Annotated in this window: 25 protein-coding genes; 20 read left to right on the forward strand and 5 right to left on the reverse strand. The window is 62.5% G+C overall.

Annotated elements, in window-relative coordinates; genetic code table 11:
* The first annotated feature begins 33 nt into the window (after positions 1–33).
* Positions 34–1,284: a DEAD/DEAH box helicase gene (locus AB7F11_RS03365; protein WP_428290808.1), complete on the forward strand. Its 1,251-nt coding sequence runs from the start codon at positions 34–36 to the stop codon at positions 1,282–1,284.
* A gap of 186 nt (positions 1,285–1,470) precedes the next feature.
* Positions 1,471–2,019, forward strand: a complete 549-nt coding sequence (locus tag AB7F11_RS03370) for a PEP-CTERM sorting domain-containing protein (RefSeq protein ID WP_428290809.1) — start codon at positions 1,471–1,473, stop codon at positions 2,017–2,019.
* Positions 2,020–2,079: 60 nt separating this feature from the next.
* Here AB7F11_RS03370 and AB7F11_RS03375 read toward each other — a convergent pair whose 3' ends face one another.
* Positions 2,080–3,282: an HD-GYP domain-containing protein gene (locus AB7F11_RS03375; RefSeq protein ID WP_428299826.1), complete on the reverse strand. Its 1,203-nt coding sequence runs from the start codon at positions 3,280–3,282 to the stop codon at positions 2,080–2,082.
* Between the two features lie 272 nt (positions 3,283–3,554).
* On the opposite strand from AB7F11_RS03375, the gene AB7F11_RS03380 reads away from it, so the two are divergent.
* The 4 genes from AB7F11_RS03380 (at position 3,555) to AB7F11_RS03395 (ending at position 7,144) form a co-directional block, all read left to right on the forward strand.
* Positions 3,555–4,736 carry a tyrosine-type recombinase/integrase gene (locus AB7F11_RS03380; protein WP_428299827.1) on the forward strand — a complete coding sequence of 394 codons (1,182 nt, stop codon included), beginning with the start codon at positions 3,555–3,557 and terminating at the stop codon, positions 4,734–4,736.
* Positions 4,737–5,022: 286 nt separating this feature from the next.
* On the forward strand, positions 5,023–5,187 hold the full coding sequence (locus AB7F11_RS03385) for an AlpA family phage regulatory protein (RefSeq protein WP_082585995.1): 165 nt from the start codon (positions 5,023–5,025) through the stop codon (positions 5,185–5,187).
* 25 nt (positions 5,188–5,212) lie between these two features.
* Positions 5,213–5,587 carry a hypothetical protein gene (locus AB7F11_RS03390; protein ID WP_428299828.1) on the forward strand — a complete coding sequence of 125 codons (375 nt, stop codon included), beginning with the start codon at positions 5,213–5,215 and terminating at the stop codon, positions 5,585–5,587.
* Positions 5,588–6,133: 546 nt separating this feature from the next.
* Positions 6,134–7,144 (forward strand): HTH-type transcriptional regulator ArgP, encoded by a 1,011-nt coding sequence (locus AB7F11_RS03395; RefSeq protein WP_428299829.1) that lies wholly within the window; start codon positions 6,134–6,136, stop codon positions 7,142–7,144.
* Here the strand turns inward: AB7F11_RS03395 and AB7F11_RS03400 are convergent.
* Positions 7,070–8,332, reverse strand: a complete 1,263-nt coding sequence (locus AB7F11_RS03400) for a hypothetical protein (RefSeq protein ID WP_428300719.1) — start codon at positions 8,330–8,332, stop codon at positions 7,070–7,072. The genes AB7F11_RS03395 and AB7F11_RS03400 overlap by 75 nt on opposite strands.
* Positions 8,333–8,343: 11 nt before the next feature.
* Complete coding sequence (locus tag AB7F11_RS03405) at positions 8,344–9,288, reverse strand: fatty acid desaturase family protein (RefSeq protein WP_428299831.1); 945 nt, start codon at positions 9,286–9,288, stop codon at positions 8,344–8,346.
* 267 nt (positions 9,289–9,555) lie between these two features.
* On the opposite strand from AB7F11_RS03405, the gene AB7F11_RS03410 reads away from it, so the two are divergent.
* The 4 genes from AB7F11_RS03410 (at position 9,556) to AB7F11_RS03425 (ending at position 12,443) form a co-directional block, all read left to right on the forward strand.
* Positions 9,556–9,969: an ACT domain-containing protein gene (locus tag AB7F11_RS03410; protein ID WP_428299832.1), complete on the forward strand. Its 414-nt coding sequence runs from the start codon at positions 9,556–9,558 to the stop codon at positions 9,967–9,969.
* Between the two features lie 465 nt (positions 9,970–10,434).
* Positions 10,435–10,608, forward strand: coding sequence for a hypothetical protein (locus AB7F11_RS03415; RefSeq protein ID WP_428300720.1), 174 nt, complete (start codon positions 10,435–10,437; stop codon positions 10,606–10,608).
* 49 nt (positions 10,609–10,657) lie between these two features.
* The gene (locus tag AB7F11_RS03420) at positions 10,658–11,365 is read left to right on the forward strand and encodes an autoinducer binding domain-containing protein (protein WP_428299834.1); all 708 of its coding nucleotides are present in this window, start codon (positions 10,658–10,660) and stop codon (positions 11,363–11,365) included.
* A 361-nt stretch (positions 11,366–11,726) separates the two neighbouring features.
* Positions 11,727–12,443, forward strand: a complete 717-nt coding sequence (locus AB7F11_RS03425) for a hypothetical protein (RefSeq protein ID WP_428299835.1) — start codon at positions 11,727–11,729, stop codon at positions 12,441–12,443.
* A gap of 537 nt (positions 12,444–12,980) precedes the next feature.
* Here AB7F11_RS03425 and AB7F11_RS03430 read toward each other — a convergent pair.
* The gene (locus tag AB7F11_RS03430; protein ID WP_428299836.1) at positions 12,981–13,649 is read right to left on the reverse strand and encodes a DsbA family protein; all 669 of its coding nucleotides are present in this window, start codon (positions 13,647–13,649) and stop codon (positions 12,981–12,983) included.
* A gap of 484 nt (positions 13,650–14,133) precedes the next feature.
* Here AB7F11_RS03430 and AB7F11_RS03435 point away from each other — a divergent pair, with 484 nt between their 5' ends.
* The 10 genes from AB7F11_RS03435 (at position 14,134) to ccmI (ending at position 23,415) form a co-directional block, all read left to right on the forward strand.
* On the forward strand, positions 14,134–16,278 hold the full coding sequence (locus AB7F11_RS03435; RefSeq protein ID WP_428299837.1) for a heavy metal translocating P-type ATPase: 2,145 nt from the start codon (positions 14,134–14,136) through the stop codon (positions 16,276–16,278).
* A 109-nt stretch (positions 16,279–16,387) separates the two neighbouring features.
* Complete coding sequence (gene ccmA / locus AB7F11_RS03440) at positions 16,388–17,011, forward strand: cytochrome c biogenesis heme-transporting ATPase CcmA (RefSeq protein ID WP_428299838.1); 624 nt, start codon at positions 16,388–16,390, stop codon at positions 17,009–17,011.
* Positions 17,008–17,727, forward strand: a complete 720-nt coding sequence (gene ccmB, locus AB7F11_RS03445) for a heme exporter protein CcmB (RefSeq protein ID WP_428299839.1) — start codon at positions 17,008–17,010, stop codon at positions 17,725–17,727. The genes ccmA and ccmB overlap by 4 nt, the downstream gene beginning before the upstream one ends.
* 4 nt (positions 17,728–17,731) lie before the next feature.
* The gene (gene ccmC / locus AB7F11_RS03450) at positions 17,732–18,472 is read left to right on the forward strand and encodes a heme ABC transporter permease CcmC (protein WP_428299840.1); all 741 of its coding nucleotides are present in this window, start codon (positions 17,732–17,734) and stop codon (positions 18,470–18,472) included.
* A complete protein-coding gene (ccmD, locus tag AB7F11_RS03455) occupies positions 18,469–18,648 on the forward strand; it encodes a heme exporter protein CcmD (protein WP_428291777.1) in 180 nt (59 codons plus the stop codon). Before ccmC ends, ccmD begins: the two co-directional genes overlap by 4 nt.
* Positions 18,649–18,656: 8 nt before the next feature.
* Positions 18,657–19,136 carry a cytochrome c maturation protein CcmE gene (ccmE, locus tag AB7F11_RS03460; protein ID WP_428291780.1) on the forward strand — a complete coding sequence of 160 codons (480 nt, stop codon included), beginning with the start codon at positions 18,657–18,659 and terminating at the stop codon, positions 19,134–19,136.
* A complete protein-coding gene (locus AB7F11_RS03465) occupies positions 19,133–21,148 on the forward strand; it encodes a heme lyase CcmF/NrfE family subunit (RefSeq protein ID WP_428291778.1) in 2,016 nt (671 codons plus the stop codon). Before ccmE ends, AB7F11_RS03465 begins: the two co-directional genes overlap by 4 nt.
* Positions 21,145–21,669 (forward strand): DsbE family thiol:disulfide interchange protein, encoded by a 525-nt coding sequence (locus AB7F11_RS03470; protein ID WP_428299841.1) that lies wholly within the window; start codon positions 21,145–21,147, stop codon positions 21,667–21,669. Before AB7F11_RS03465 ends, AB7F11_RS03470 begins: the two co-directional genes overlap by 4 nt.
* 4 nt (positions 21,670–21,673) lie before the next feature.
* Positions 21,674–22,162: a cytochrome c-type biogenesis protein gene (locus AB7F11_RS03475; RefSeq protein WP_428290752.1), complete on the forward strand. Its 489-nt coding sequence runs from the start codon at positions 21,674–21,676 to the stop codon at positions 22,160–22,162.
* Complete coding sequence (ccmI, locus tag AB7F11_RS03480; protein WP_428290753.1) at positions 22,159–23,415, forward strand: c-type cytochrome biogenesis protein CcmI; 1,257 nt, start codon at positions 22,159–22,161, stop codon at positions 23,413–23,415. The genes AB7F11_RS03475 and ccmI overlap by 4 nt, the downstream gene beginning before the upstream one ends.
* A 198-nt stretch (positions 23,416–23,613) precedes the next feature.
* On the opposite strand, the gene AB7F11_RS03485 is transcribed toward ccmI, so the two are convergent.
* Positions 23,614–24,564, reverse strand: coding sequence for an arsenic resistance protein (locus AB7F11_RS03485; RefSeq protein WP_428290754.1), 951 nt, complete (start codon positions 24,562–24,564; stop codon positions 23,614–23,616).
* Positions 24,565–24,583: the final 19 nt, after the last annotated feature.

The raw sequence follows: 24,583 nt of genomic DNA on the forward strand, positions 1-24,583 counted from the left end.
CGGATGGTACCGGGCGCTACACTGCCCCGATCCATGCCATTCATCGCACTGGGCCTCGCGCCCGCCCTTTCCCGCGCCGCCGCCGATCTCGGCTTCACCACGCCCACCCCCATTCAAGCCGAAGCCATACCGGCTGTGCTGGCGGGCGCCGATCTGCTGGCCACGGCCCAGACCGGCTCCGGCAAGACAGCCGCTTACGCCTTGCCACTGCTGCAGCGGCTTGCAGCCCACGGACACGCCGCAGGCCCGAGGCCGGTGCGCGCACTGGTGCTGGTGCCCACGCGCGAACTCGCCGCGCAGGCCGGCGAAGTGGTGCGCAGCCTGGCGCAGCACCTGCCCGCGAGACCCAAGGTGGCGGTGGCGTTCGGTGGTGTCTCGATCAATCCCCAGATGATGGCGCTGCGAGGTGGGGCCGACGTGGTGGTGGCCACGCCGGGGCGCCTGCTGGATCTGGTTCAGCACAACGCGTTGAGACTGAATCAGGTCGAGGTCCTGGTGCTCGATGAAGCCGACCGCCTGCTGGACCTGGGTTTTGCCGACGAACTGGCGCGCGTGCTCGCGTTGCTGCCCGCCCAGCGGCAGAACCTCTTCTTCTCCGCCACCTTCCCCGCCGCCGTGCAGTCCCTGGCAGGTGGGCTGCTCGTGCAACCCCGACGCATAGATCTACCCGCCGCACCGGCCGCGACCGACGCGGTGGTGATGCAAAGGGCCATCCTGGTCGACAGCACGCGACGCGCCGGCCTGCTGCGCCAGCTCATCCAGGAACATGGGTGGCAGCGGGTGCTGGTGTTCGTGGCCACGCAACACGCCGCCGAACGCCTGGCGGCCAAGTTGCACCGGGGCGATCTGTACGCCACCTCATTCCACGGCGGCCTGAGCCAGGGGGCGCGTCAGCAGGCGTTGGCCGAGTTCAAGGAAAGGCGCTGGGACGTGGTCGTCACCACCGACCTGGCCGCACGCGGCATCGACATTGAATCGCTGCCGGTGGTGGTAAACCACGACCTGCCCCGATCGGCGGTGGACCACGTTCATCGCATCGGGCGAACCGGCCGCGCGGGTGAGGGAGGGCTCGCGGTGAGTTTCGTGACCCCCGGCACGCTCGCACATTGGCGCCTGATCGAGAAACGCCAGGGCATGAGCCTGACGCTGGAGGTGATGCCAGGCTTTGAGCCGACCGAGGCCACGCCAACGCCTTCGCCGGGCAGCGGCGGCATCAAGGGCCAGCGGCCCAGCAAGAAGGACAGACTGCGCGCTGCCGCAGCACTGTCAGAAAAACCCGAATAGCCAGGGCACCACAGGCCTCAAAGTGTCGGGTTTCTTGACGGCGCCCTCCTGAAAATACGGCCACTCCATGCCAAGTGTTTGATTTCAATGTGTTTTGTCGGGTTGGCACGGAGCCTGCTTTGTATAGCGTGCAGAGGTCGGAAAACCAGCCGATTTCGCAACCCTCAACCCAACGGAGAGAGCAACATGATCAACAAATTCAAGGCACTGCTGGCAGGTGTGGCGCTCGCAGCGGTCTCCGCTACGGCTTCGGCTGCCCCCTGGTCGCAAACCATCGACTTCAACCCGAACCCGAGCATCCCGCCTGCGTTCACCTGGACGCACGATCTGAAGACCGACGGATTCACCCCTCTGGTCGACCTGATCACCGACTTCACGCTCGAACTGAAGATCGTGGACGACTGCTCCGGCATCGTTGGCTGCATCATCGATGGCCTTGAGTTTGCTTTCGTTGATCTGCCTGGCCTTACCGACGATGCCACCTTCTTCACCCCCATCGGCTGGAACTCCACCGGCGGTGACTCTTTCCTCGGCTACGTTCAACTGAACCTGCTGGGTGAACTGACCGTCACGCTCTCCAGCGTGTTGGGCGACTTCCGCCTGGACCAGTCCGTCCTGACCGCCAACGGCATTGACCGCGGCAACTCGGTTCCTGAGCCGGGCGCCCTGGCTCTCCTGGGCCTGGGTCTGGCAGGCCTGGCCATGGCCCGCCGTCGTCAGCAAAAGCAAGCCTGATCGACCTGTCTCCCGAGAAAACCCGCCAGACTGGCGGGTTTTTTCATGGGCAAAAGGTTTTCAAAGCCGGCTCAACAGTTTCGACACGTTCACCACCACCTTCATCTCACCCGGTGGCAGGCTCTCTCGGACCTCGTGGAGCGGGTCCTGCGTGTCGCGAAGGGCCGGCTCGCCCAGGGGCAGGCCCTGGCGCCCCACCAGAGCGAACACCAGCGGCGCATGCGCCCTGGAACCCCGTTTGGCCACGACACCCAGCTCACCGCTGGCCAGGCGCACGCAGCTGCCCGGCGGATACAAGCCGATGTGCTTGATGAACAAGGCGCCCAGAGAATCGGGTTGCCGATCAGGCCCCATGTACAGCTCACGCGCCACTTGCTGCGACAGCAGCCCGCCCCGCCCCTGGCGCGGACTGAGCCGGGCCACGTACCCATCGGACATCTGCAGAAGCCGCTGCGCCACGCCCGTGACCGGCTTGCCAGCCGGATAACCGGTGCCGTCGGGTCGCTCGTGGTGTTCTTCCACCAGTTGCAGCCACACGGCGTCCGACACACCCAGCCGCCTCAACGTCATCGCCCCCAGCACCGGGTGCTCACGCACCGCCAGCCGCTGCGCGTCGGAAAGCGCACTGCCCTGGCGTGCCATGGCGTCGTGCGTACGCGTCATGCCGATGTTCATGCACATCGCAGCACGGAAAAGCGAAGTCTGCGCGTCGGGTGGCAGACCAGCAGCAGGCGACAGCAAGGCGCAAAGGCCCGCCGACAGCAACGCATGCGTGGTGCTGTAGCCCACCCGGACGTCGAACAACAGTTGCACCAGCACCAGCAGACTTTCATCCGGACTGTCCCGCCAGAGTCGTTCAGCACGCGCCGCCAGGCGCTCGATGCGCCCGACGAACTGCCCCGCGTCAGCTCCCTGGTGCAAAAGGGTGGCCAGCGCGGCGTGCACATCGGGCCAGACCTCGTGCGCGCGGCCCTCGTCCTGCGCAGCCAGCGTCCGCACCTCGACCATGTGAGTCAATCCCGCAATGCGGCTGAGCGACTCGTTGCTGCGAACCAGGCGGTCCAGCTCAGCCGTGTAGCTGTACGACCAGGCCTGCCAGTCGCTCTCGCGCACCATGGGCGCGTGCAGCATGAGATGCCCACGGTGTTGCTCAGAGGTGATGGGTTCGCCCTTGCGCAGCAACAGAACGCCCTTCGGATCCCAGACATTGACGGGAACCGGCTGGTTCAGGGCGATCACGTCCAAAGGCAGTGGCTTGTACATCCCGCCAATCTAAGCGCCGCACCGCGCCCGGAAAGCGCCGATAAGAAGCAGAAAAGCCTGCAAGTTCTTGGGAACCTGCAGGCTTTCTGGGTCTGGTGGGCGGTGCAGGGTTCGAACCTGCGACCCCTGCCGTGTGAATGACGGGAAACGGGACTTTGCGGGACCATCTGGGACCCCGTTTGTCTATGAAGCTTGTCTCCCGAAATCCCAAGGTGTTGAATAGTGTTTGGCCCACTTTTGGCCCACTACTTCCTCACCCCAAGGACGAAATCATGGCAAGAATCGATACGGTCGACTCACGTAGCAAGCTCAAGCCACGAGCAGAACCCTACTGGATCAAGCTCTCGTCGGGCTGCATGCTCGGGTTCCGCAAGATGACTTCAACTTCAACAGGCACCTGGGTTGCCCGATACCGTTCTGCAGACACGGGAAAACGAGACAAACGCAGCTTGGGGGAGTTCGATGACAAGATCCCCTCTCAACGTTTTGACGAGGCAAAGAAGGCGGCAGAGACTTGGTTTTCGCATCTTGGCAAAGGCGGGTCCTCTGAAGCCGTGACGGTAGGCATGGCTTGCAAACGGTACGTCAAGCACGTCCGCGCCATTCGGGGGAACGAACCCGCTGACGATCTCGAAATGCGGTTCAGAAGATGGGTCTATGACGATCCAGTGCTCGCAGATGTTGATCTTTCGAAACTGACCAAAACGCGCATAGAAAATTGGCGCAATGCGATGGCGCTCACGCCAGTCAAAGTGAATCGAGACAGTCGCGAAATACCGGTTACCCGGCCACGGGTGGCATCCAGTGTGAACCGGGATATTGCGGCCCTGCGCGCAGCCCTGAACTATGCCCATGACGCAGGCGATGTCACCACGGACATGGCTTGGCGGGTCGCGCTACGCCCTACCAAAAATGCTGATGGACGCCGTGACGTTTACATCGATCTTGAACAGCGCCGGAAGCTCATCGAGAAGGCGCACAGTGACCTTGCCATCTTTCTAACTGGGTTGTCCTCCGTACCTCTGCGCCCTGGCGCTCTGGCGTCCTTGAAAGCTGCCAACTTCGAGTCCCGGTTGTCGGTGCTGACGATCGGCAAAGACAAAGCCGGACAGGATCGCAAGATCAAGTTGCCTACCGCCACGGCGGCCATGTTTGCAAAGCTTTGCGAGCACAAGCCACCAAATGTTTGCATCTTTCGCCGAGAGGATGGCCAAGCTTGGAACAAAGACGCCTGGAAGAAGCCGATCAAGGCAGCCTTGGCCGCGGCGGAGCTGCGCGATGGAGTCACTGCATACACCCTGCGCCACAGCGTCATTACTGATCTGGTCACGGGTGGCCTTGATCTGCTCACGGTAGCCCAATTGAGTGGGACCAGTGTCGCAATGATTGAGCGCCACTATGGACACCTCAGGGCTGACCACGCTGCTGCTGCACTGGCCAAACTGACCGTCTGATCCAAACCTTGGACATCATCGGGAGAAAGGCCAATGGCCGAAAAGGCGATGCTCATAGCTGGTTGGCTGTGGATCAAGATCTTTCAGATTTGCACCAACGCTGTATCAGTGGCCCAATGATTACCGGACTGGGAGACAGCACGATTCGAAGGTAAATCCAGCGCTTGAAACGCGCGCCATGTCCCTACATTGAGAGCATTGCTGCTACCGGGAACGCGCCGTGCAAAACCTACACACCAACTCGCCTTCAAACGGACAAAACCAGCCTCCAACCGTGTTCTTGCGAATGCACTCAGTCATGAAGATCACGGGTCTTGGCCGTTCGACGATCTACCGACTGGTCGCTTGCCAGAAATTCCCGAGTCCTGTGCGCCTGACTTCACGCGCTGTGGCCTGGCGAAGCACAGACATCGACGCTTGGAGCGAAAACCGTCCCGTTGTCGCTCACTGAGTGCCGTTGTTTCGGGAGCGGCGAAATGGGACTGTTACACCAGCCGAATGTCACGCAGTGGAGTCACGGCGATCTGGTCATCCACGATGCAGATGCTAAGCGCGCGGACATGCTCATGATCGTGATTGGCCGAGATGCCTCCGGTGTCTACCGCACCCGCTATGCCTTCCCCTGGGCACAACCTCGACCATGGCGCCGGAAGGTCTGGCGCAACACCGTTGAATGTTTGCACGACCCTGAGCTTTTCGGCATCTATGTCACCCGCCTCTTCCAGCGCAAGTTAGAGCCACTTCAGAACGGCCCCCAGCAGGATCAGAATGAGCGCAACGCGGCCCCATCGCCAGATGGTGAACCAGTAGCGGTGGTTGACCCAGATAGCGCGATGCAGTCGAACACCTGAAATTCCAAGCGCCACCGCAATCGCAACAGGGCCAACGATGCCCAAGGGCACGAGTGCCGTGTGGATCAGCAGAATGCCGACCATTGGCCAAATGACGGCATCAAAAGCGGCAAGCCACTTCCTGCCCCTCCAACGAGGGGCATCTTGCCGGGGTTCGCGAGCTACAAGCAGCCACATAAAGTGCCTCCAATTGCTGTCCTTCCAATGGTGCCACGCCACTTCAAATGATTCGATTCCCATGGCAACCATGTGTAATTCTTGTTCGATGCTGAACAGCAATCACGCGTACGCGCATGGTCGAACTTGAACCGCTAGGGTCAGGCAATTCATTGACTTTCCTCAACGTCAAGGGCTCTGTGATTCATTCGAGCTTATGAATTGAAAGCGGGCACAAAAGGACGGCTTAGGAAGCCAGCCTCCATATACCGCTTGTAACCATTGAAGCTCGTTCGCAACGCCAAAACCATCGACATTTTTCTCGTTTGCACTACTAAATTGAGGGAGGGAGGCTGACCACACAGTCAGCCAGCACATCGGGAGATGTCTATGCTGGATCGCGATCAATTAGAAACCTTTGCGGTGGTGATTGAGCAGCAAAGCTTTGAGCGAGCAGCAGCTGTTTTGAGCATCACAAGGGGCGCCGTCTCCCAACGCATCAAAGCACTGGAAGAATCTTTGTCTACCGTCCTGGTACTTCGAGATCGACCTGTCTCCCCTACCCCTGCGGGCGAGGTACTGCTCCGTCACGTCAAGGCGCTGCGCATCCTCGAAGGCTCGGCCTTGCAGCAAATGGTCCCAAGGCCCAAACCTCACGCTCCTGTTCCGCTGTCAATCGCGGTCAATGCAGATTCGCTGGCGACATGGTTTCCAGAAGTCTTGAAGGAGCTTTTTTTGAGTCAGCTCGTTGCCCTAGAAGTGGTTGCGGATGATCAAGACCACACCTCGCAGTTGCTGTCACGAGGTGAAGTCATCGGTTGTATTTCGACAAACTCCAAGGCCGCTGACGGTTTCATTGCTGAATGCCTTGGCGCGATGGAGTACCGCTGCTACGCGACACCTGAATTCGCCAGCAAGTCGTTTCCCGACGGCTTGACTGTTCCTGCTGTTCTTGCCGCACCAGCCGTGCTGTTCAATCGAAAAGACTCTCTGCACGACGACTTCCTGAAAGACCGGTTTGGTTTTCCGATAGACAGGTACGCCAAGCACTACTTGCCGTCGCCAGTTGCCTTATTGGAGGGTATTGCCATGGGTGCCGGATATGGGCTGATACCGAGCACGCAAGCCGAGCCATTCGTGGAGAGTGGGAAGCTCATCGACTTGTGCCCCGGCGATGGCGTCATGGTGGACTTGTACTGGCACCACTGGGAACTCGAACCGCCTCTGGCTCACGACATCACAGCGCTGATCGTCAAGGTTGCTCACCGCATCCTCGTACCACGCGGCGCGGCGGAACAACAGGTGGAAGCGCCAGCGCCTGCGGTCTCATTGGTACGTCTTCGAAACACTATTTCTGCGATGGCCAGCAACAAGGCCAAAGCCGACTGCAACACCGGCTGAAGCGGCCACTCCAGCCAACAGGGAAACAGCATCTGCCTGCGGCCCCGGCCCCAGCATACCTGTCCAGCCGGCCAAGTAGACACCCACTGACACCCCTAAGCCTGCAAGCATGGCAGCTCTGGCGTGGTGGGGTGGCAGCGAGATGTTCGCCAATAGCGCAACAAAGCAAACGCCAATACTGGCGAGGTAAATGATGTTGACCGACACCATGGTCTCCACAATGCGCTGGTCTCGCGATGCCAGGATGGCACCGATCAAAAGAGAAAGGCCAGGAGCCACCCAGAGATGACTGCCCCACCTCACCGGCAGTGTCGCACTCGTTGCAGAAGCCATCGCCCGCAAAACGGCAGCGCCAGATCCGAGTGCCGCGATAGACAGCGCCACCAGCATGCCTGCCCCCATGCCATTTACAAGTGACCCTGCGGCCTTGGAAAGGGCCCACGGTATGACCTGCTTGCTGTCTGGCAGTTCGGCAAGTGCCCCCGTGGCCTGCATGGCCACCACGACCGTGGCGGGTAGAAAGCCGATCACAAAAAGCATCACGCCAGCGACGATGCAGCCTACAACAGCGCTTCTGGCACTTCGACCGGACATCACGAACTGATGGTAATCGGCGCCTGTGATGACCAGCAGGCAAACAGCCAGTGACACAGTGCCCAAATGTGTCGGACTGAAAGTGTCCAGGTCGTCGAGAAACGTCGGCACGGCGCGCAAGTACAGCCCGACTCCGCCAGCAACGAAGAGGGAATAGATCAGAACCAGCGCGCTTGCAAGCAGACAGGCGGCGAAGACTCTCGAAGCAACGCGAAGGTTCAGGCGAGAGGCGGAGAAGATAAGACCCAAGACGAGGAGCAGTCCGTACGGATCGGAGACTCCCAGCAATCGGGCCACAGCCACCCCACCATGAATCTGGGCCGCAAGCACGCCCGCCATCCAGACCAAAGACAGCATAGCTACCAACCCGCGAAGCTGTGATCCGTAGGCTCGCCCAAACAGATCCCACACCGAAAGGCCAGATGTCCACAGTGGCCTAGCCACCACCGCCAAGATCAGCATGCCAAATCCGGTGGCAACGCCATAGATGCTGCCAGCGATCCCGTGCGTCAGTGCCAGTTCGCCTGATCCGAACAGGAAGCCAATACCGTAGCTGGCCGACACCAACAGCGCAGCAAGCTGGACGCTGCTCAATACTCTGTCGATCACGTCACTGCCTCGCTCTGCCAGGCAGCCGTGACCGCTGTCGGCATCGTGAAATAGGAACGGCAAACGTGGGATCGCTCGTTGAACGATGGCAGACCGAGCAATAGATCGTGAGCTTCTGGAAGCCGGTAGTAAGGAACCGCAGGCAGCAGGTGGTGGGTGAGGTGGTAGCCGTTGTTGCGCGGATGAAAGATCCAGCGCCAGGGGCCATGACAAACCACGTCCCGGGTGAATCCAAACACCCCGCCTGGATGCAAGCCAAAGTGATCGCACATCTCCCGAAAGGTGGTGATGCAGTGAAACAGAGTTGCACGTGCGATCAACCACAGCGACAGGAAGCCAAACGCAAATTCCACCCCGAGCAAGCCTGCTATGGCACCGATGAAACAGAGCCACCAGCCCACGATGTAGAGCTTGCTCTGCAAACCAACCTTGCCAGCAAACAAGTGACCGCCCAAAGAGCCCATCCATGTTGACCAACAAACCAGACATCTCATGTAGCTGGTCATCCAATGCGACGGCAAACCATCTTGCCCGGGAAGCAAGTCCGGATCGCCCTCCACTCGCCCCAGCTCAAGGTGATGCTGGAAATGCGTCTCGCGGTACCGGGTGAGACTCGAAAACAGAAATGGGGCCACCAGCGTTCGCGCGATCAAGTCGTTACGCTCCTTGTCGCGCCAAAGGTTTCGATGCCCCGCATCGTGGAGGATGTTGCCGAGGGCGCGCTGCCGGTTCGAAATCACCAGCACGGACAAGGGTGCCCACCCGACATGGAGCCACACGGCGGCAGCGACTGCGCTGAAGATGATTGCCCAGTCGAATGCGATGTCCAACAATGCATGCACAGGCTGCAACTTGAACAGCTCGCTGTACGGAAGGCCTCTCAGCTTCAAATGGTTGCGAAGCTCGGCCATGTCCGCAAGGACTTCGGAAGTCGGTGCCATTTGGACACTCCTTCTCACTGCGCCTTGCCGTGCGGAGCCCGGCGGCAAGAACTGTGGACTGCAGGTGTGTGTTCCGGGCTGCGTCAGACGGTAGCAGGAGATACCAAAAATGTTGCAGAGTTTAGGAACTTTGGCGCTCGGTCAATTCCGCTAAACCAGCCCGATCACCGTCAAAGGTGAGCACATGTGCACAAACTGAACGCCCTCTGGCGGCACATAATCAACGCCGCGATTCGTATTCGGTGCGCCAGTTCTGGAGGACTCCTGATGAGCGGTGAAAAGGATCAAGGTCGACTGCAGCAGATGATGGCCCCCGAGCTGCGACCAGAGACGTTCGTGTATTGCACCTTCCCCGACTTTCGGCTTCCAGCGGGCATCCACCCCATCTGCACGTTCAGGGAAGTAGAAGGCATGACCGCCATCGTGGAACGGTCACAGGCCGTGAGAGCAGAAGTGCCTCACATCTTCGAAGCCCGTCTCATCACGCTTACCGTGCATTCGTCTCTGGAGGCTATTGGATTTTTGGCCATGGTCTCCGCCAACCTGGCCAGAGCCGGCATTCCATGCAACGCAGTTGCAGCCTTTCATCACGATCATCTCTTCATCCCAGTGGACCGCGCCGGAGAGGCGCTCAGCTTGCTGGAAGCACTCAGCCAACGTGACGCCCAAGCAGCCATCTGATCTGCCTTGCCCGCACTTCGGTCGCTGTTTAGCTGTGCTGCCCAGCGTGCAGATTTGGCCACCCCAGCCTGATTTCCTTTGACATTACGCGCCGCGCTTGTCTACCCTTCCCTTCCCTCAGTCGTCTGAGGATAAAGCGTGGATCGCGCGATGACAGCACACCGCGCGGCCTTTAGGTCAACCCGATCCGAGGGAGCGACGATGAACGACTTTGAGCTACCCACGGCAGCAACGCCAGCACATGCGACCCTAGAGCGGCCAGTGGCCAAGCGCCGTCTCGACCCGATCGATGAACCGGCGCGACCGCTGGGGGCGAAACGAGCGGCACTGCAGACGCGACGCGCAGCAACGTCTGGCCCGACTGCTCGCCGAAGCAGGTGTGGCGCAGAGCCGGGGACCTCACTTCTGGGCTCCCACGATGACAAGGTCACGTTCTTGCTGCGATCGACCACTTTCGGTCTGCTGATGGAGCGAACTCAACGACAGATTCATGGTGTGTGCCTGGTGCAGGCTATGGTGTTTCCCGATGCGGAGAGTTTCGACCGCTGGTGTGGCTGCGAGCCACTGCGCTTCGAAGACGGCCTGTTGTTCAACAAACTGGTTCGCGAAGGCCATGCGGCACTTGCTCACATCCGCTGACTCCGGTGATTCGATCTCTCCACATCGGGTGGTCGTTCAACACACCCGCTTGCTGGAAATCCTTTCCAGGATTGCAGATTTGGGTCCGACAGGCGAAGTGATTTCTTTGTTCCGAGAGGCCGTGATTTGCCTTGGTGCTGAATCCGGGGTTTTTCTGAGCTGCCTTCGAGATGACGCGTCCCGAACATCCCTGCACACGCTTTGGGCGTGCGACCCTGAGTGGACTGCAGCCTACGCACGCCAACGCTGGTTCGAGAATGACCCGTGGTTGAGATACGCATCGCACGAAGCCGAACCCACTCGTTCCAGCGAGCTGATCACCGTATCGAGGGAGGAGGAAGCGTTTTCCCTTGCTGCAGCGGCGCATGGTTTCGCATCCGCGCTGGTTGCACCGGCCCCGAGTCAAGTCGGATTGTCGCGGGTTGGTGTCCTCTGCCTGGGCTCAAGAACCACGGCCTGCTTCGAGGGAGAAAACTTTTCACAGGCGCGTGTTCTGGCGCGAGCCCTTGCAATGGAACTGCATCATTGGATCGTGAAAGCCACGCGCCAGGAGTTGCTTGCCGGATCGGGCCTCAATGAAGCAGACCTGGAACTGCTACGGTACGAAGCGGCCGGCCACAGCAGCAAGGCCATTGGAGCCGCACTGAACCTGGAGGCCAAAACCATCGACTGCCGCTTCCAGAGGGTCAACGCCAAGCTTGACGCGCCGGACAGACGCACTGCCGCAAGGATTGCCCGTCTATACGGACTTTTGTAGGCAACCAATCAAGCGTCGTTGAATTGCCGGCGTTGCCCATCAACAGCCATTCACCTACTTCCCCCCCGTTCGCTCTGCGGCACCAGTGAGGCAACCGCCGGGCCCTCGGCCCCGCCGACTACTTCAACGAGAGGATGCTTCTCGCACCATTGAGCGCCACTAACGCAGCGATGGTGCCGATTGCGAGGTCCGGATAGCGTGGGCCTGTGAACGCGACGAGCACGCGTGCAAGGAAGACGCCACCGTTGGCAATCACGTCGTTCGCAAGGAAACTATAGCTCGCTCTCATGTGTGCTCCGTCATTCTTTCTCTTGGCCATCGCCCACAGGCAATAGGCATTAGCAACCAACGCAAGTGCCCCATGACGACCATCAACGTCGATGCAGGCTCGCCGCCGTCGATGAATCGACGCACCATCTCTCCGATGCTCTTGTATCGAACTTGGGCTATTTGTCTCGCCGTTGCGCTAGATCAAGTGACCTTACCCGCTGAAGATCAAACTGGTAGCAGCATCGGATTGGCCGGTGCGGCAACTCCATTGGAGATTTTCATGAACAGAATCGCAGTATTGGCCTTAGCAGCCGCTCTGAACGTCGCCGGTCCGGCCATTGCTCAGCAGCCCGCGGCACCACAAGCAGTAGCCAAAACACCGGCCGCCCCCAACGCTGCCGAGTTCGACAAGCAACTTTCTCGCCTGCAAGACCACTTCAAGCAAATGCAGTCCTACATGGAACGCATGCAGACTACACAAGATCCGCAGGAACGGCAGAAGCTGATCCAGCAGCACTGGGACGCCATGCAAGCTGGCATGAACCTGATGCACGGCACCTGGGGCCCCGGGCAGGGCTACGGTTGTTGCGGGGGTCCCGGTGGCATGGGCCAAGGCATGGGGCCGGGAATGATGATGGGACCGATGATGGGATGGGACCACATGCGCGGCTACTACTCGGGGCTGAACCCCGATCAGCTTCGCCAGCGTCAATACATGATGGACCAGTATGTGCCCATGCAGAACATGATGATGAACCACATGATGTGGCACCAGCAGTGGCAGCGTCTCCCGGCTCCCGCGAAGTGACGCCCAACAGGTGGGCCGTGCTCAGGCACAGTTGGTAGCTATTTCAACTCTTGCCCTCCAATGGGCCCCATGTCTTCGGGAGTCGGCTGTATTGGCAGGCACCGCAATTTGGGGGCTTCTCAATGGATCGCTCGATGCTGCCGAGCAGCCGGAGTTCTACTAAGGCGCGGCGCACGCCGATGTGATCCATAGGTCCAAACGGTGGTCCACTCCCAGAGTCCAGGGGAACGACAGGTCTGGAAGGAAACTGCCGCCGTTCGAGCGCTGCGTGCCGCGTTGACCGAAAGGCCACGGCGTAATAGTTCGATACCCTGACGACGAACATCCGAGACCAGACTTGAACAGGTATTGGGGTCCGCGGTCTGATTTGCAGCGATAGATGCCCGCGAAGAAATCGCTGTGTCCCATTGCTCTAGGCTCCATTGCTGCAATTCGGGCGCAAGCTTTCAATCGTGTCGAGCGGCAGATTTTGGAGGCGTTGCTGACCTTAGAGTTGAGGTTGAGGCGACAGCGGTCTGAGACTCGTCAACATTTACATCACGGTCTCGGAGATTTTCGAACGCGCTCTACCTCGCCCTTGACCAGCTCGAAGAGCTGTTCCGGATCGGTAGAAGACAGCGGCTTCCCGTTGACGAAGAAGGTCGGTGTGGCTCGAACCCCGATAGCCTTCAGATCCGAAACGTCCTGCGCCAGCAAGGTATCTACCGCACCAGAGGCGATATGCTTCCTTGCTTGGTCTACGTCGAGTCCGGCAGACTGTGCAAGGGCCCATGCGCGATCAGCGGCCTTCGCACCCTGGCCGGTCCACGCCCGTTGCCCAACCAACAAAGCTTCGAGCATGGGTTCGAACTTTCCCTGCGCGCGTGCCGCTTCAAGAATCTTCACCGCCTCCACAGACGCTTCCCGGTGAAATGGCGTGTACCGAATCACCAGGCGCGTCTCACGCGGAAACGCAGCAAGGATCTGCTTTACTCGGGGATGAAAAGCTTTGCAGGCTTCGCATGCAGGGTCGAAGAACTCGACTATGGTGACTGGCGCGTTCCCGGGACCTATGACTGGCGAGTGTGGTCGCACCATCGCACCGACTTGCTCTGAAGCCTGCAACGCGGCAGCCTGCAGGGTATGGCGCTGATAGAGAAAGACAGCGGCTGCAAACACCGCAAGGGCGATCAGCGCCGATAAAAAAACGATGTGGCGGCGGGTCATGTGGAATCCTCGGAGCGATGGGAGTTCTTGGAGACAAACAGCGGCGGCCCAAGTTCCCATCCCCTGCACCAGATGGCAACCTTGCTGTCGATGGGCGGGAAGAATAGTCCCTGCTGCGTTGAAAGCCGCCAGACCTTCGATGTGCCCGGTGCGCATGGGTTCTCAGGGCCAGCATCGTCAATCTCCATCGCGAATACACCCGCCAGTTTGAACCAGTACCTCACAAAGAGCTTGACACTGTAGTTGGTACAGGGTGTGAAATCATGGTCTCAAGTAAAGACCTATGGCCAACCAACACCACCACGAAAAATTGCCGATGCCCACCGCGCAACACGATCTCGAAGCCTGTTGCGGGACTGATCATGTCGCAGTTGCCCGGCCGAACCCTACAGACAGCTCGTCTTGTTGTGCGCCTGCGGCTCACGCTCATCTTGATTCTGGGAGCGTTGAATCGGCAGCGCCGAACACCTTTCGCATTTCGACGATGGACTGCACGGTCGAGGAGTCGGAAATTCGCAGCGCAGTGGAGCCCATCCCTGGAATTCGCGGTCTGCACTTCCGCCTTCCTCAACGGACACTGCGTATCGACGGGACCGATGAGGCGGTCACCGCCGCGTTGATCGCCATCCGCCGAGCGGGCTTCGCGCCCGAAGCCGTGACGGCTTCAGCGGGCCCTGAGGCCACGGACCATGGTTCGCACGACCACGCATCGGGCACTGGCACCAGCTACGCACGGTTCGCTGCTGCACTTATGTTTGCCATGGTTGCAGAAGGCATCTCCTTCTTCGCCCCCGAAACCATGGCCTGGAAAGCGGTGGGCATGGCGGTCGCTGCCCTCGCCATCGGGTTGGCAGGTCTGGAAACCTATGCCAAAGGCCTGATCGCACTTCGACACGGCAAGCTCAACATCAATGCCCTCATGTCGGTTGCCGTCACGGGCGCATTCGTCATTGGCCAGTGGCCTGAAGCCGCCATGGTGATGGCCCTCTATGCCATCGCGGAGCTCATCGAGCAACGCGCGGTCGATCGCGCCCGAAACGCCATCAAGGGCCTGGTTGACCTCGCGCCCGATGATGCCGAAATCCAGCAGCCTGACGGGAGCTGGCGCCGCATCAAGGCGACCGAGGTGGCGCTCGACTCCGTTGCACGGGTCAAACCAGGCGAGCGGGTCGCGTTTGACGGCATCGTCACCAAAGGCAACAGCAGCATCAATCAAGCCCCTGTCACGGGCGAGAGCATTCCTGTAGACAAAGAGCCAGGCAGTTCGGTCTTCGCAGGCACGATCAATGAAAACGGTGAACTCGAATTCCGCGTGACTGCGGCGTCGAGCAACTCCACCCTGGCCCGCATCATCCACGCGGTGGAGGAAGCGCAAGGCACCCGGGCGCCTACCCAGCGTTTCGTGGATCGCTTCGCGGCCATCTACACGCCTGCCGTGTTTGTCATGGCCTTGGGCGTCGCTGTGGTACCGCCGTTGCTGCTCGACTGGGCTTGGCTGACAGCGATATACAAGGCGCTCGTGCTGCTGGTGATTGCATGTCCTTGCGCGTTGGTGATTTCGACCCCTGTCACCGTGGTGAGCGGCCTGGCAGCCGCTGCGCGCCGAGGCATTCTCATCAAGGGAGGCACCTACCTGGAAGATGCCCGCCTCATCAAGGCCGTGGCGGTGGACAAGACTGGAACCCTGACCGAAGGCAAGCCGAAACTGGTGACGTCCAGGGCGTGGGGGCAAGCTGAAGAAGCCCGGGTGCAGCGTTGGGCCAAGAGCCTCGCCGCTCGCTCCGACCACCCCGTGTCCAAGGCCATCGCGGCGGGTATCGATGGCGCGGCAGAGGATGTTGATCGATTCGCAGCATTGCTGGGGCGCGGCGTCGAGGGCATGGTCGACGGCAAGGCCATGGTTCTGGGCAACCACCGCCTCATCCGGGAACGCAACCAGTCCGATGTCCAACTGGATGCCGAGTTGATCGCCCATGAAAAGCAAGGTCGTACTGTCACCCTTCTGGCGGACGACACTGGAGTTCTGGGCTTGTTCGCGGTGGCCGACACGATCAAGCTCACCTCCGTGGCGGCGGTTGCGCATTTGAAGCAACTGGGTGTCACCCCAGTCATGCTCACAGGCGACAACACGGCCACCGCGCAAGCAGTGGCCCAGGAGGCGAACATTGCCGATGCCCGTGGCGGTCTCCTGCCCGAGGACAAACTGACTGCCATTCAGGACATGCGCAAGCGCTACGGCCCCACTGCTATGGCGGGTGACGGAATCAACGACGCGCCAGCGCTGGCCCAGGCGGACATCGGCTTCGCGATGGGTGGGGCGGGCACGGACACGGCCATGGAGGCGGCCGACATTGTCATCATGAACGACAACCTGGGCCGGATCGCCGAAACCATTGAGCTGAGCCGCAGGACGCACGCGATTCTGTGGCAGAACATCAGCCTCGCTCTGGCTATCAAGGCGGTGTTCTTCGTGCTGGCCGTGGCAGGCAGCGCAACGATGTGGATGGCGGTTTTCGCGGATATGGGCGCGAGTTTGCTCGTGGTTGCCAACGGCTTGCGCCTTCTGCGTCAGGTCAAATCTGGCCAAGGCGAACCTGCCGCACTCAATACAGCACTGAACCTTCGCTGAACATGCTTGTTCCGCAAAAAGTGTGGCGCTATGCGCGCAACAACAAGTTGATATTTGAGTTTCGGGATACACCGGTGAAGCACCTCACGTCCTGCACGAAAGTTCGCCCATGAGCGACGCACTGGCCTTGAACCAGGTGAGTTGCGTTCGTGGTGGGCGCACCCTGTTCAGCGGCCTGAATCTGCTGTTGCCCAGCGGCCAGTTGCTTCGGGTGGCCGGGGCCAACGGTGCGGGCAAGACGAGTTTGTTGCGCCTGATGTGTGGCTTGCTCACGCCCACCGAGGGTCAGGTGCTTTGGCGCGGCCAGCCGCTGGCGGCGCAGCGCGAGCAGTGGGGCCGCGATCTGGTGTACCTGGGCCACGCCGCCGCGCTCAAAGACGATCTGTCCCCGCTGGACAACCTGCTGACCGCCTGCACGCTAGGCGGCCAGCCCGCGCACCGGGCAGGCGCGCTTCAGGCATTGGCCGATGCGGGCCTGCGCGGCTTCGAGCGCACACCCGCACGCCGGCTTTCGCAAGGCCAGCGCCGCCGTTGCGGACTGGCCCGGCTGGTGTTGGCGCGCTCGTCACCGCTGTGGGTGCTGGACGAACCCTTCAACGCGCTCGACACCGCTGCCACCGCCTGGCTCGAAGCGCTCATCCGCGCGCAGCTGCTGCGCGGCGGCTCGGTGGTGCTCACCAGCCACCAGGGTGTGGCGCTGGACGACACGCCGCACCAGGTGATCAACCTGTGAACACCCACGTGGCCACCCATGTCGCCACATCCGCCGCGCCGCAGGGCTGGCTGGAGGGCTTTTCCTGCGTCTTCCAGCGCGACTTGCGCATCGCCCTGCGGCGGCGCACCGACTCGCTCGCTGCGGTGGTGTTTTTCGTGATGGTGGTGAGCCTGTTCCCGCTGGGTGTGGGGCCGGAACCCGACCTTCTGCGCACCATGGCACCAGGCGTGGTGTGGGTGGCGGCCCTGCTGGCCTGCACGCTGCCGCTGGCGCGTCTGTTTGCCGACGATCTGCAGGACGGCACGCTCGAACAGCTGCTGCTCTCCACCCACCCGCTGCCCTTGCTGGTGCTGGGCAAGATTGCCGCGCACTGGTGCGGCTCGGTGCTGTTGCTGGTGCTCATCTCGCCGCTGCTGGCGTTGCAGTTCGACCTCTCGGCATCCAGCACCGGCGTGCTGCTGCTCACCCTCCTGATCGGCTCGCCGGTGCTCAGCCTGGTGGGCGCGATCGGCGCGGCGCTCACGCTGGGCCTGCGCGGCGGTGGGGTGTTGATGTCGCTGCTCACGCTGCCGCTGGTGATTCCGGTGCTGATCTTCGGCGCGGGCGCGGTGGAAGCGCACATCGCCGGGCTCGGTGTAGGTGGGCATTTTTCGCTGCTCGGTGCCTTGCTGCTGCTGAGCCTGTTTGCCGCGCCGCTGGTGACCAGCGCTGCCTTGCGCATCTCGATGGAGTGACCCCATGGGTTCAATCAACTGGTTTCACTACGCGGCACCGCAGCGCTTCTACCCGCTGGCGGGCAAGCTGGTGCCGTGGTTTGGCGCGCTGGCTGTGGTGCTCACCGCCGTGGGCCTCTACCTCGGCCTGTGGGTGGCCCCCACGGACGCGCAGCAGGGCGATGCCTACCGCATCATCTTCGTGCACGTGCCCACGGCCTGGATGTCGATGGTGGTCTACCTCGCCATGGCCACCTGGGCCGCCATCGGCCTGGTGTTCAACTCGCGCCTCTCGTCCATGATGGCCACGGCACTGGCTCCCACCGGCGCGCTCATGACCTTTCTGGCGCTGTGGACCGGCGCGCTCTGGGGCAAACCCACCTGGGGCACCTGGTGGGTGTGGGACGCTCGGCTCACCTCCGAGCTGGTGCTGCTGTTTCTCTACATCGGCTTCATGGCGCTGCACAGCGCCATCGACGACACCCGCCGCGCCGACCGCGCCGCCGGCCTGCTGGCCATCGTGGGCGTGGTCAACCTGCCCATCATCTACTTCTCGGTGCAGTGGTGGAACACGCTGCACCAGGGCGCCTCGGTCAGCATCACCAAGGCCCCGAGCATGGCCACGCCCATGCTGATGGGCATGCTGGTGATGGCGCTGGCCTGCTGGATGTACTGCATCGCGGTGGCGCTGGCCCGGGTGCGCTTGATCATGCTTGAGCGCGAACGCCACACCGTGTGGGCGCGACAGGCATTGGAGGCTGCATGAACTGGATTAGCTTCGGCGATTTTCTGGAGATGGGCGGCTACGGCCTGTACGTGTGGGGGTCGCTGGGCATGTGTGCCGCAACCGTGGTGGCCGAGCTGATAGTCATCCGGTTTCGCCGGCGTTTGCTGGCACAGGAAGCGGGCGATGAGCGCGCCACCGAGGAGCACACCGCATGAGCAACCGCATGAAACCCCGCAACCGCCGCCTGGTGGCCCTGGCCGTGGGCCTGGCCACATTGGCTGCGGCCACCGCGCTGGTGCTCAACGCCTTCAACAGCAACCTCGTGTTTTTCTTCAGCCCCACGCAGGTGATGGCCAACGAGGCGCCGAAGGAACGCAACTTCCGCGTGGGTGGCTTGGTGGAGCAGGGCAGCGTGGTGCGTGAACCCCAGGGCCTGACCATCCGCTTCATGGTCACCGACACAGCCCAAAGCATTCCCGTCACCTACACCGGCCTGCTGCCCGACCTGTTCCAGGAAGGCAAAGGCGTGGTGGCGCAGGGCAAGCTGGGCGCCGACGGTGTGTTTCGCGCCGAGCAGGTGCTGGCCAAACACGACGAGAACTACATGGCACCCGAAGCGGCCGAAGCCCTGAACAAAGCGCGCGATGCGAAAGCCCTGCCCGGGCAGACCTCGCTGGTGTTGCCCGAAGGAGCGAAACCATGATCCCCGAACTCGGTCATTTCGCCGCCGTGCTGGCGCTGGTCATGGCGCTGGTGCAGAGCGTGTTTCCGCTGGTGGGCGCGCACCAGGGCCGCCGGCACTGGATGGCGCTGGCCCGGCCCGCCGCGTTTGCGCAGTTCGTGCTGCTGCTGGTGTCGTTCGGCTGCCTCATGCACGCCTTCGTCACCAGCGACTTCTCCGTGCTGCTGGCCGCCGAAAACTCGCACACCAGTTCACCGTTGATCTACCGCATCACCGCCGTCTGGGGCAACCACGAAGGATCCATCTTGCTGTGGAGCCTGATCCTGGCGGGCTGGACGCTGGCCGCGGCCGTGTTCTCCGACCAGCTCGACGAGCCCATGCGTGCGCGTGTGCTCGGCGTGATGGGCCTGATCAGCGTGGGCTTTCTGCTGTTCACGCTGCTCACCTCCAACCCGTTCGAGCGCCTGTACCCGGTTCCGCTGGACGGGCGCGACCTCAACCCCCTGCTGCAAGACCTGGGCATGGCCATCCACCCGCCCATGCTCTACATGGGTTACGTGGGGTTTGTGGTGGCGTTTGCGTTCGCCGTGTCTGCGCTGCTGGCCGGCCGGGTGGACGCGGCCTGGGCGCACTGGTCTCGCCCCTGGACCACCATGGCGTGGTGTTTCTTGACGGTGGGCATTGCGCTGGGCAGCTTCTGGGCTTATTACGAACTGGGCTGGGGCGGCTGGTGGTTCTGGGACCCGGTGGAAAACGCGTCTTTCATGCCGTGGCTGGTGGGCACGGCGCTCATCCATTCACTCTCGGTCACCGAGAAACGTGGCGGCTTCAAGCTCTGGACGGCGCTGCTGGCGATCCTGGCGTTTTCGCTCTCGCTGTTAGGTACCTTCATCGTGCGCTCGGGCGTGCTGAGCTCGGTGCACGCGTTCGCCACCGACCCGGCGCGTGGCCTGTTCATCCTCGTGTTCTTCACCATCGTGGTGGGCGGCTCGCTCACGCTGTTTGCCTGGCGCGGCCCCAAGGTGGGCGGCGGCGGCCAGTTTGAAATGCTCTCGCGCGAAAGCCTGCTGCTGGCCAACAACGTGCTGCTGGTGGTGGCTGCGGCCGCCGTGCTCCTGGGTACGCTGTACCCGCTGATCATTGATGCACTCGGCATGGGCAAGCTCTCGGTCGGCCCGCCTTATTTCAACGCGGTGTTTGTGCCGCTGATCGCTCCCGCTTTGTTCCTCATGGGCGTGGGGCCGCTGGCGCGCTGGCGGCAGGCTTCGCTGGGTGACCTGGCGCACCAGCTGCGCTGGGCCGCCGGTGTGAGCGTGGCCAGCGCGGTGATCGCGCCCTTGGTGTTGCAGCGCTGGACACCGCTCACCGGCCTGGGCCTGCTGCTGGCAGTGTGGGTGGCCAGCACGGCGGTGCTGAATCTTGTGCAGCGCTTGCGCTCCCATCCGTCATCGGCCTGGGTCGCGTTTCGCGCCCAGCCGGGCAGCTATTTCGGCATGTTGCTCGCCCACTTCGGCGTGGCGGTGTTCATCGCCGGTGTCACGGTGGTGAGCAGTTTCCAGACCGAAAACGACGTGCGCATGGAAGTGGGGCAAACCGCCGATGTGGGCGGCCACAGCATCCGGCTTGACAAGATGGAGATGGTGCAAGGGCCCAACTACACCTCGGCCCGCGCCACGCTCACCGTGAGCCAGGACGGTGAGTTGGTCGCTGTGCTGAACCCCGAGCGTCGCATCTACACCGTGAGCCGCACGGCGATGACCGAGGTGGCCATCGACCGCGGCGTGATGCGCGATGTGTACGTGGCACTGGGCGAGCCGGTGAGCGAAACCGCCTGGAGCGTGCGCCTGCACCACAAGCCCATGGTCAACTGGATCTGGGGCGGTTGCTTGTTGATGGCGCTGGGCGGACTGATGGCCGTGATGGACCGGCGCTACCGCGTGCGCAAGGCCGCTGCCGTGGCGCCAGCTTCCACAGTGGGTGGTGGCCCTGTCTCGGCAAGACCGGTCTTGACGACGAAGAGCGCGCGCCCATGAAGCGTTACCTGTGGCCGCTGGCCATTTTTGTGGTGGTGCTGGGTTTTCTGGGTGTGGGCCTGCAGCTGAACCCGCGCGATGTGCCGTCGCCCCTGATCAACAAACCCGTGCCGTCCTTTCGCCTGCCCACGCTGGCCGCGCCCGACACGGTGGTGGCGCCCGACGACCTGCGCGGCCAGGTGTGGCTGCTCAATGTGTGGGCCTCGTGGTGCGTGGCCTGCCAGCAGGAGCATCCGGTGCTCATGGACCTGGCGAAAACCAGCGCCGTGCCCTTGATCGGCCTGAACTACAAGGACCAGCGCCACCTGGCGCTGGCCTGGCTCGGCAAATACGGCAACCCGTACAAGACCACGCTGTTCGACGCTGACGGCCGCGTCGGTCTGGACTTCGGTGTCTATGGTGTGCCCGAGACCTATGTGATCGACAAACAGGGTGTGATCCGCCTGAAATACACCGGGCCGGTCACGCCCGAGGTGGTGCGCGAGAAGCTGCTTCCGCTGATGAACGAACTCGGTGCCTGAGCCCATGCGTGTGTTGCTGATGACCGTGTTGTTGGCCTGGGCCCTGGGGCCGACTGGCGTGGCTGCGCAAGCGCCTACGGAATCGAAGGCCGCGCCCTTGTCGGCCGACCCGGCGCTGGAAGCGCGCGTGCTCAAGATCGCGGAGGAACTGCGCTGCCTGGTGTGCCAGAACGAAACCATCGCCGCCTCGCAGGCCGATCTGGCCAAAGACCTGCGCCAGCAGATCCGCGAGCAGCTCACGCAAGGCCGCACACAGGCGCAGATCCTCGAATTCATGTCGCAGCGCTATGGCGACTTCGTGCTCTACCGCCCGCCGCTGCAACTCAGCACCTTGCTACTGTGGGGTGGGCCGTTTGTGCTGCTGTTGCTGGGCGCCATCGTGTTGGTGATGCACATCCGCCGGCGCGATCCGCAGGCCGAGCCCGCGCCGCTGACCCCGGCAGAACTGCAGCGCGCCCAGCGCCTGCTCGACGATGCCGGAGACCCTACATGACCCTGTTCATCGCACTCGCGCTGGCCTTGACCGTTCTGGCGCTGTGGCCGCTGATGTCGGCGCTGAGGCGTCCGTCCGCCACGCCGGAGCGCCAGCGCGCATCACCCACCAACCTGGCCCTGCTGCGCGAGCAGCGCACCCAGCTGGACGCCGAACTGGCCGCCGGCCTGCTCTCGCCCGACGAGCACACGCAGGCGCAGACCGAACTGGCGCGCCGGGTGCTGCAGGAGTCGGCCTCGGCCGAGCGCAGCGCAGCAGCGTCGCCGCGCAGCGCGGCCTCGTTCGCGTTGTTGCTCGTCGTGCCCGCGTTGGCCGTGGGCCTGTACGCATGGCTGGGTGAACCCGATGCGGTGCGCTATGAGGCCGAGCTGGCCAAGGCACAAGGCGAGGTGTCGAACGAGGAGCTGGACGCCATGGTGCGCCAGATGACCCAGCAACTGGAGAGCAAGCCACCCGGTCAGGCGGTGGACGCGCCCGCCTGGGAAATGCTGGCACGCGCGCACGCCAGCCGCCAGCGGTTTGCCGACGCCGACAAGGCCTACCAGCGCGCGCTCGAACTCACCCCCGACAACCCCAACCTGCTGGCCGACCGGGCCGATCTGCTGTCGCTCTTGCAAGGCCAGAGCGCCGCGGGCGAAGCCATGCGTCTGGTCAACCGGGCGCTGGAAATTGATCCCGGTCACCCCAAGGCATTGGCGCTGGCTGGCAGCTCGGCCTATGGCCGCAAGGACTTTGTGTCGGCAGAAGCGTTCTGGCAGCGCGCCCGCGAGCGCGCCGCGCCGGGCAGCCCGTTTGCCCAGGGACTGGAGAGCAGCCTGGAAGCCGCGCGCGCGGGCATCGCGTCGCAACCGGGTGGCGCCGCGCGTCTGGCCGCAGCACCGGCCGATCCGCCACGGGCCGCCACCAACCACCCCGGTGTGCGCGGGCAGATCACCATCGCACCCGAACTGCAAGCGAAGCTGGCGCCGGGTGACACCTTGTTCGTGTTCGCGCGACCGGTGCAAGGCCCGCGCATGCCGCTGGCCGTGATGCGGGTGGCGGCGACCGCCGGCCCCCTGCCGTTTGCGCTTGACGACAGCCAGGCCATGGCGCCGGAGCTTCGCATCTCCATGCACGAGCAGGTGGTGGTGGAGGCGCGCATCAGCCGCACTGGGCAGGCCATGCCCCAAAGCGGCGACCTGCAAGGCAGCAGCGGCCCGGTGGCCAGCAACAGCGCTCAGCTGCAGATCAAGATCGACAGTGTCGTGCCCTGAAACGGCGCAGGTCAGGCGCGCGCGTCGAAGCGCTCAACGACGAGCCGCACCATGGTGTCAGGCTGCCACCCCGAACCGCAGGACTTCGTGTCGATGCTTTGAGACCGGATTGGCTGTCACTGGCCCGCGTGGGTACGGCGACTGGCAACAAGCCTACGCTTCAGAAGCCACAGGTGCACGCGTTACGTCCCCTTCTTGTCACCTCAATTTTTGAATCAAGCGAACGTACGCCAGCTCACTCATGAGTTCCACCAGTGTCTGCGTCACGATGACGGCCGGCAGGATGGGTATTGCTCCTGGCACCGAGAGCGCAAGTGGCAGGACGACCAATGAGTTGCGGGTGCCGGTACTGAAGGCAACGGAGCGTCCGGCCGTGGCTTCCAACCCAAACATGCGCCCCGTCAACCAGCCAAGCAGGGGCGCAAGGACAGCAAACGCGACGTAGATCGGCACCACGCGCCAAGCGGAGGTCGCCGCCGGGCCCAGTTGCGGCACCATCGCGGCAACCACGACGAAGAGCACCATCGCCGTCACCGGCACTGGTAGCAGGCCCAGCAAAGCCGAAACACGGGCTCCTTGCTCGCTCCTGGCGGCCCACAGTTGGGTCATGGCCGCCAGCACCAGTGGCACCGCAATCAGCCACAGGAATGCGTGAATGAAAGGCCCCGCCTTGACCAGGCGGGCGGCATCTTCGCCGAGGAACAGGCCCAGGTATCCAGGCAACAGAATCATCTGTGTGATGAGCAAGGCAGGCGTCGCCGCCAGCAGCAGGCGCGCGTCCGCGCGGCCGAGGTGGGCGAACGTGACCACATAGTCAATGCATGGTGTGAGCAGGACCAGCAGCACGCCCAGCCTGAGCATCGGATCAGCCGGCAGGAACTGAATCAGACCTGCGACCAGCAGCGGAATGACAACGAAGTTGGCGACCAGCAGCGCAGAAAGAAACCGCACCTGACCAAACGCGCGTCTGAGTTCCGCGACCGGGACCTGCAGGAACGTCACGTACAACATCAGCGCAAGGGCTGGGTTGATGGCGCCCTCGAGCACCGCGGTGCCTGGAATGGTCAAGGCCACAATCGTGGCGATCACAACCGCCATGAAATAAATCGAAACCTGATGCCGTTCCAGCGCATCTCTTGTGTTTTGCATGTTCAGTGGTTCTCGGGTC

Origin of the sequence: Hydrogenophaga sp. (assembly GCF_050250835.1) — a bacterium.
GTDB lineage: Bacteria > Pseudomonadota > Gammaproteobacteria > Burkholderiales > Burkholderiaceae_C > Hydrogenophaga.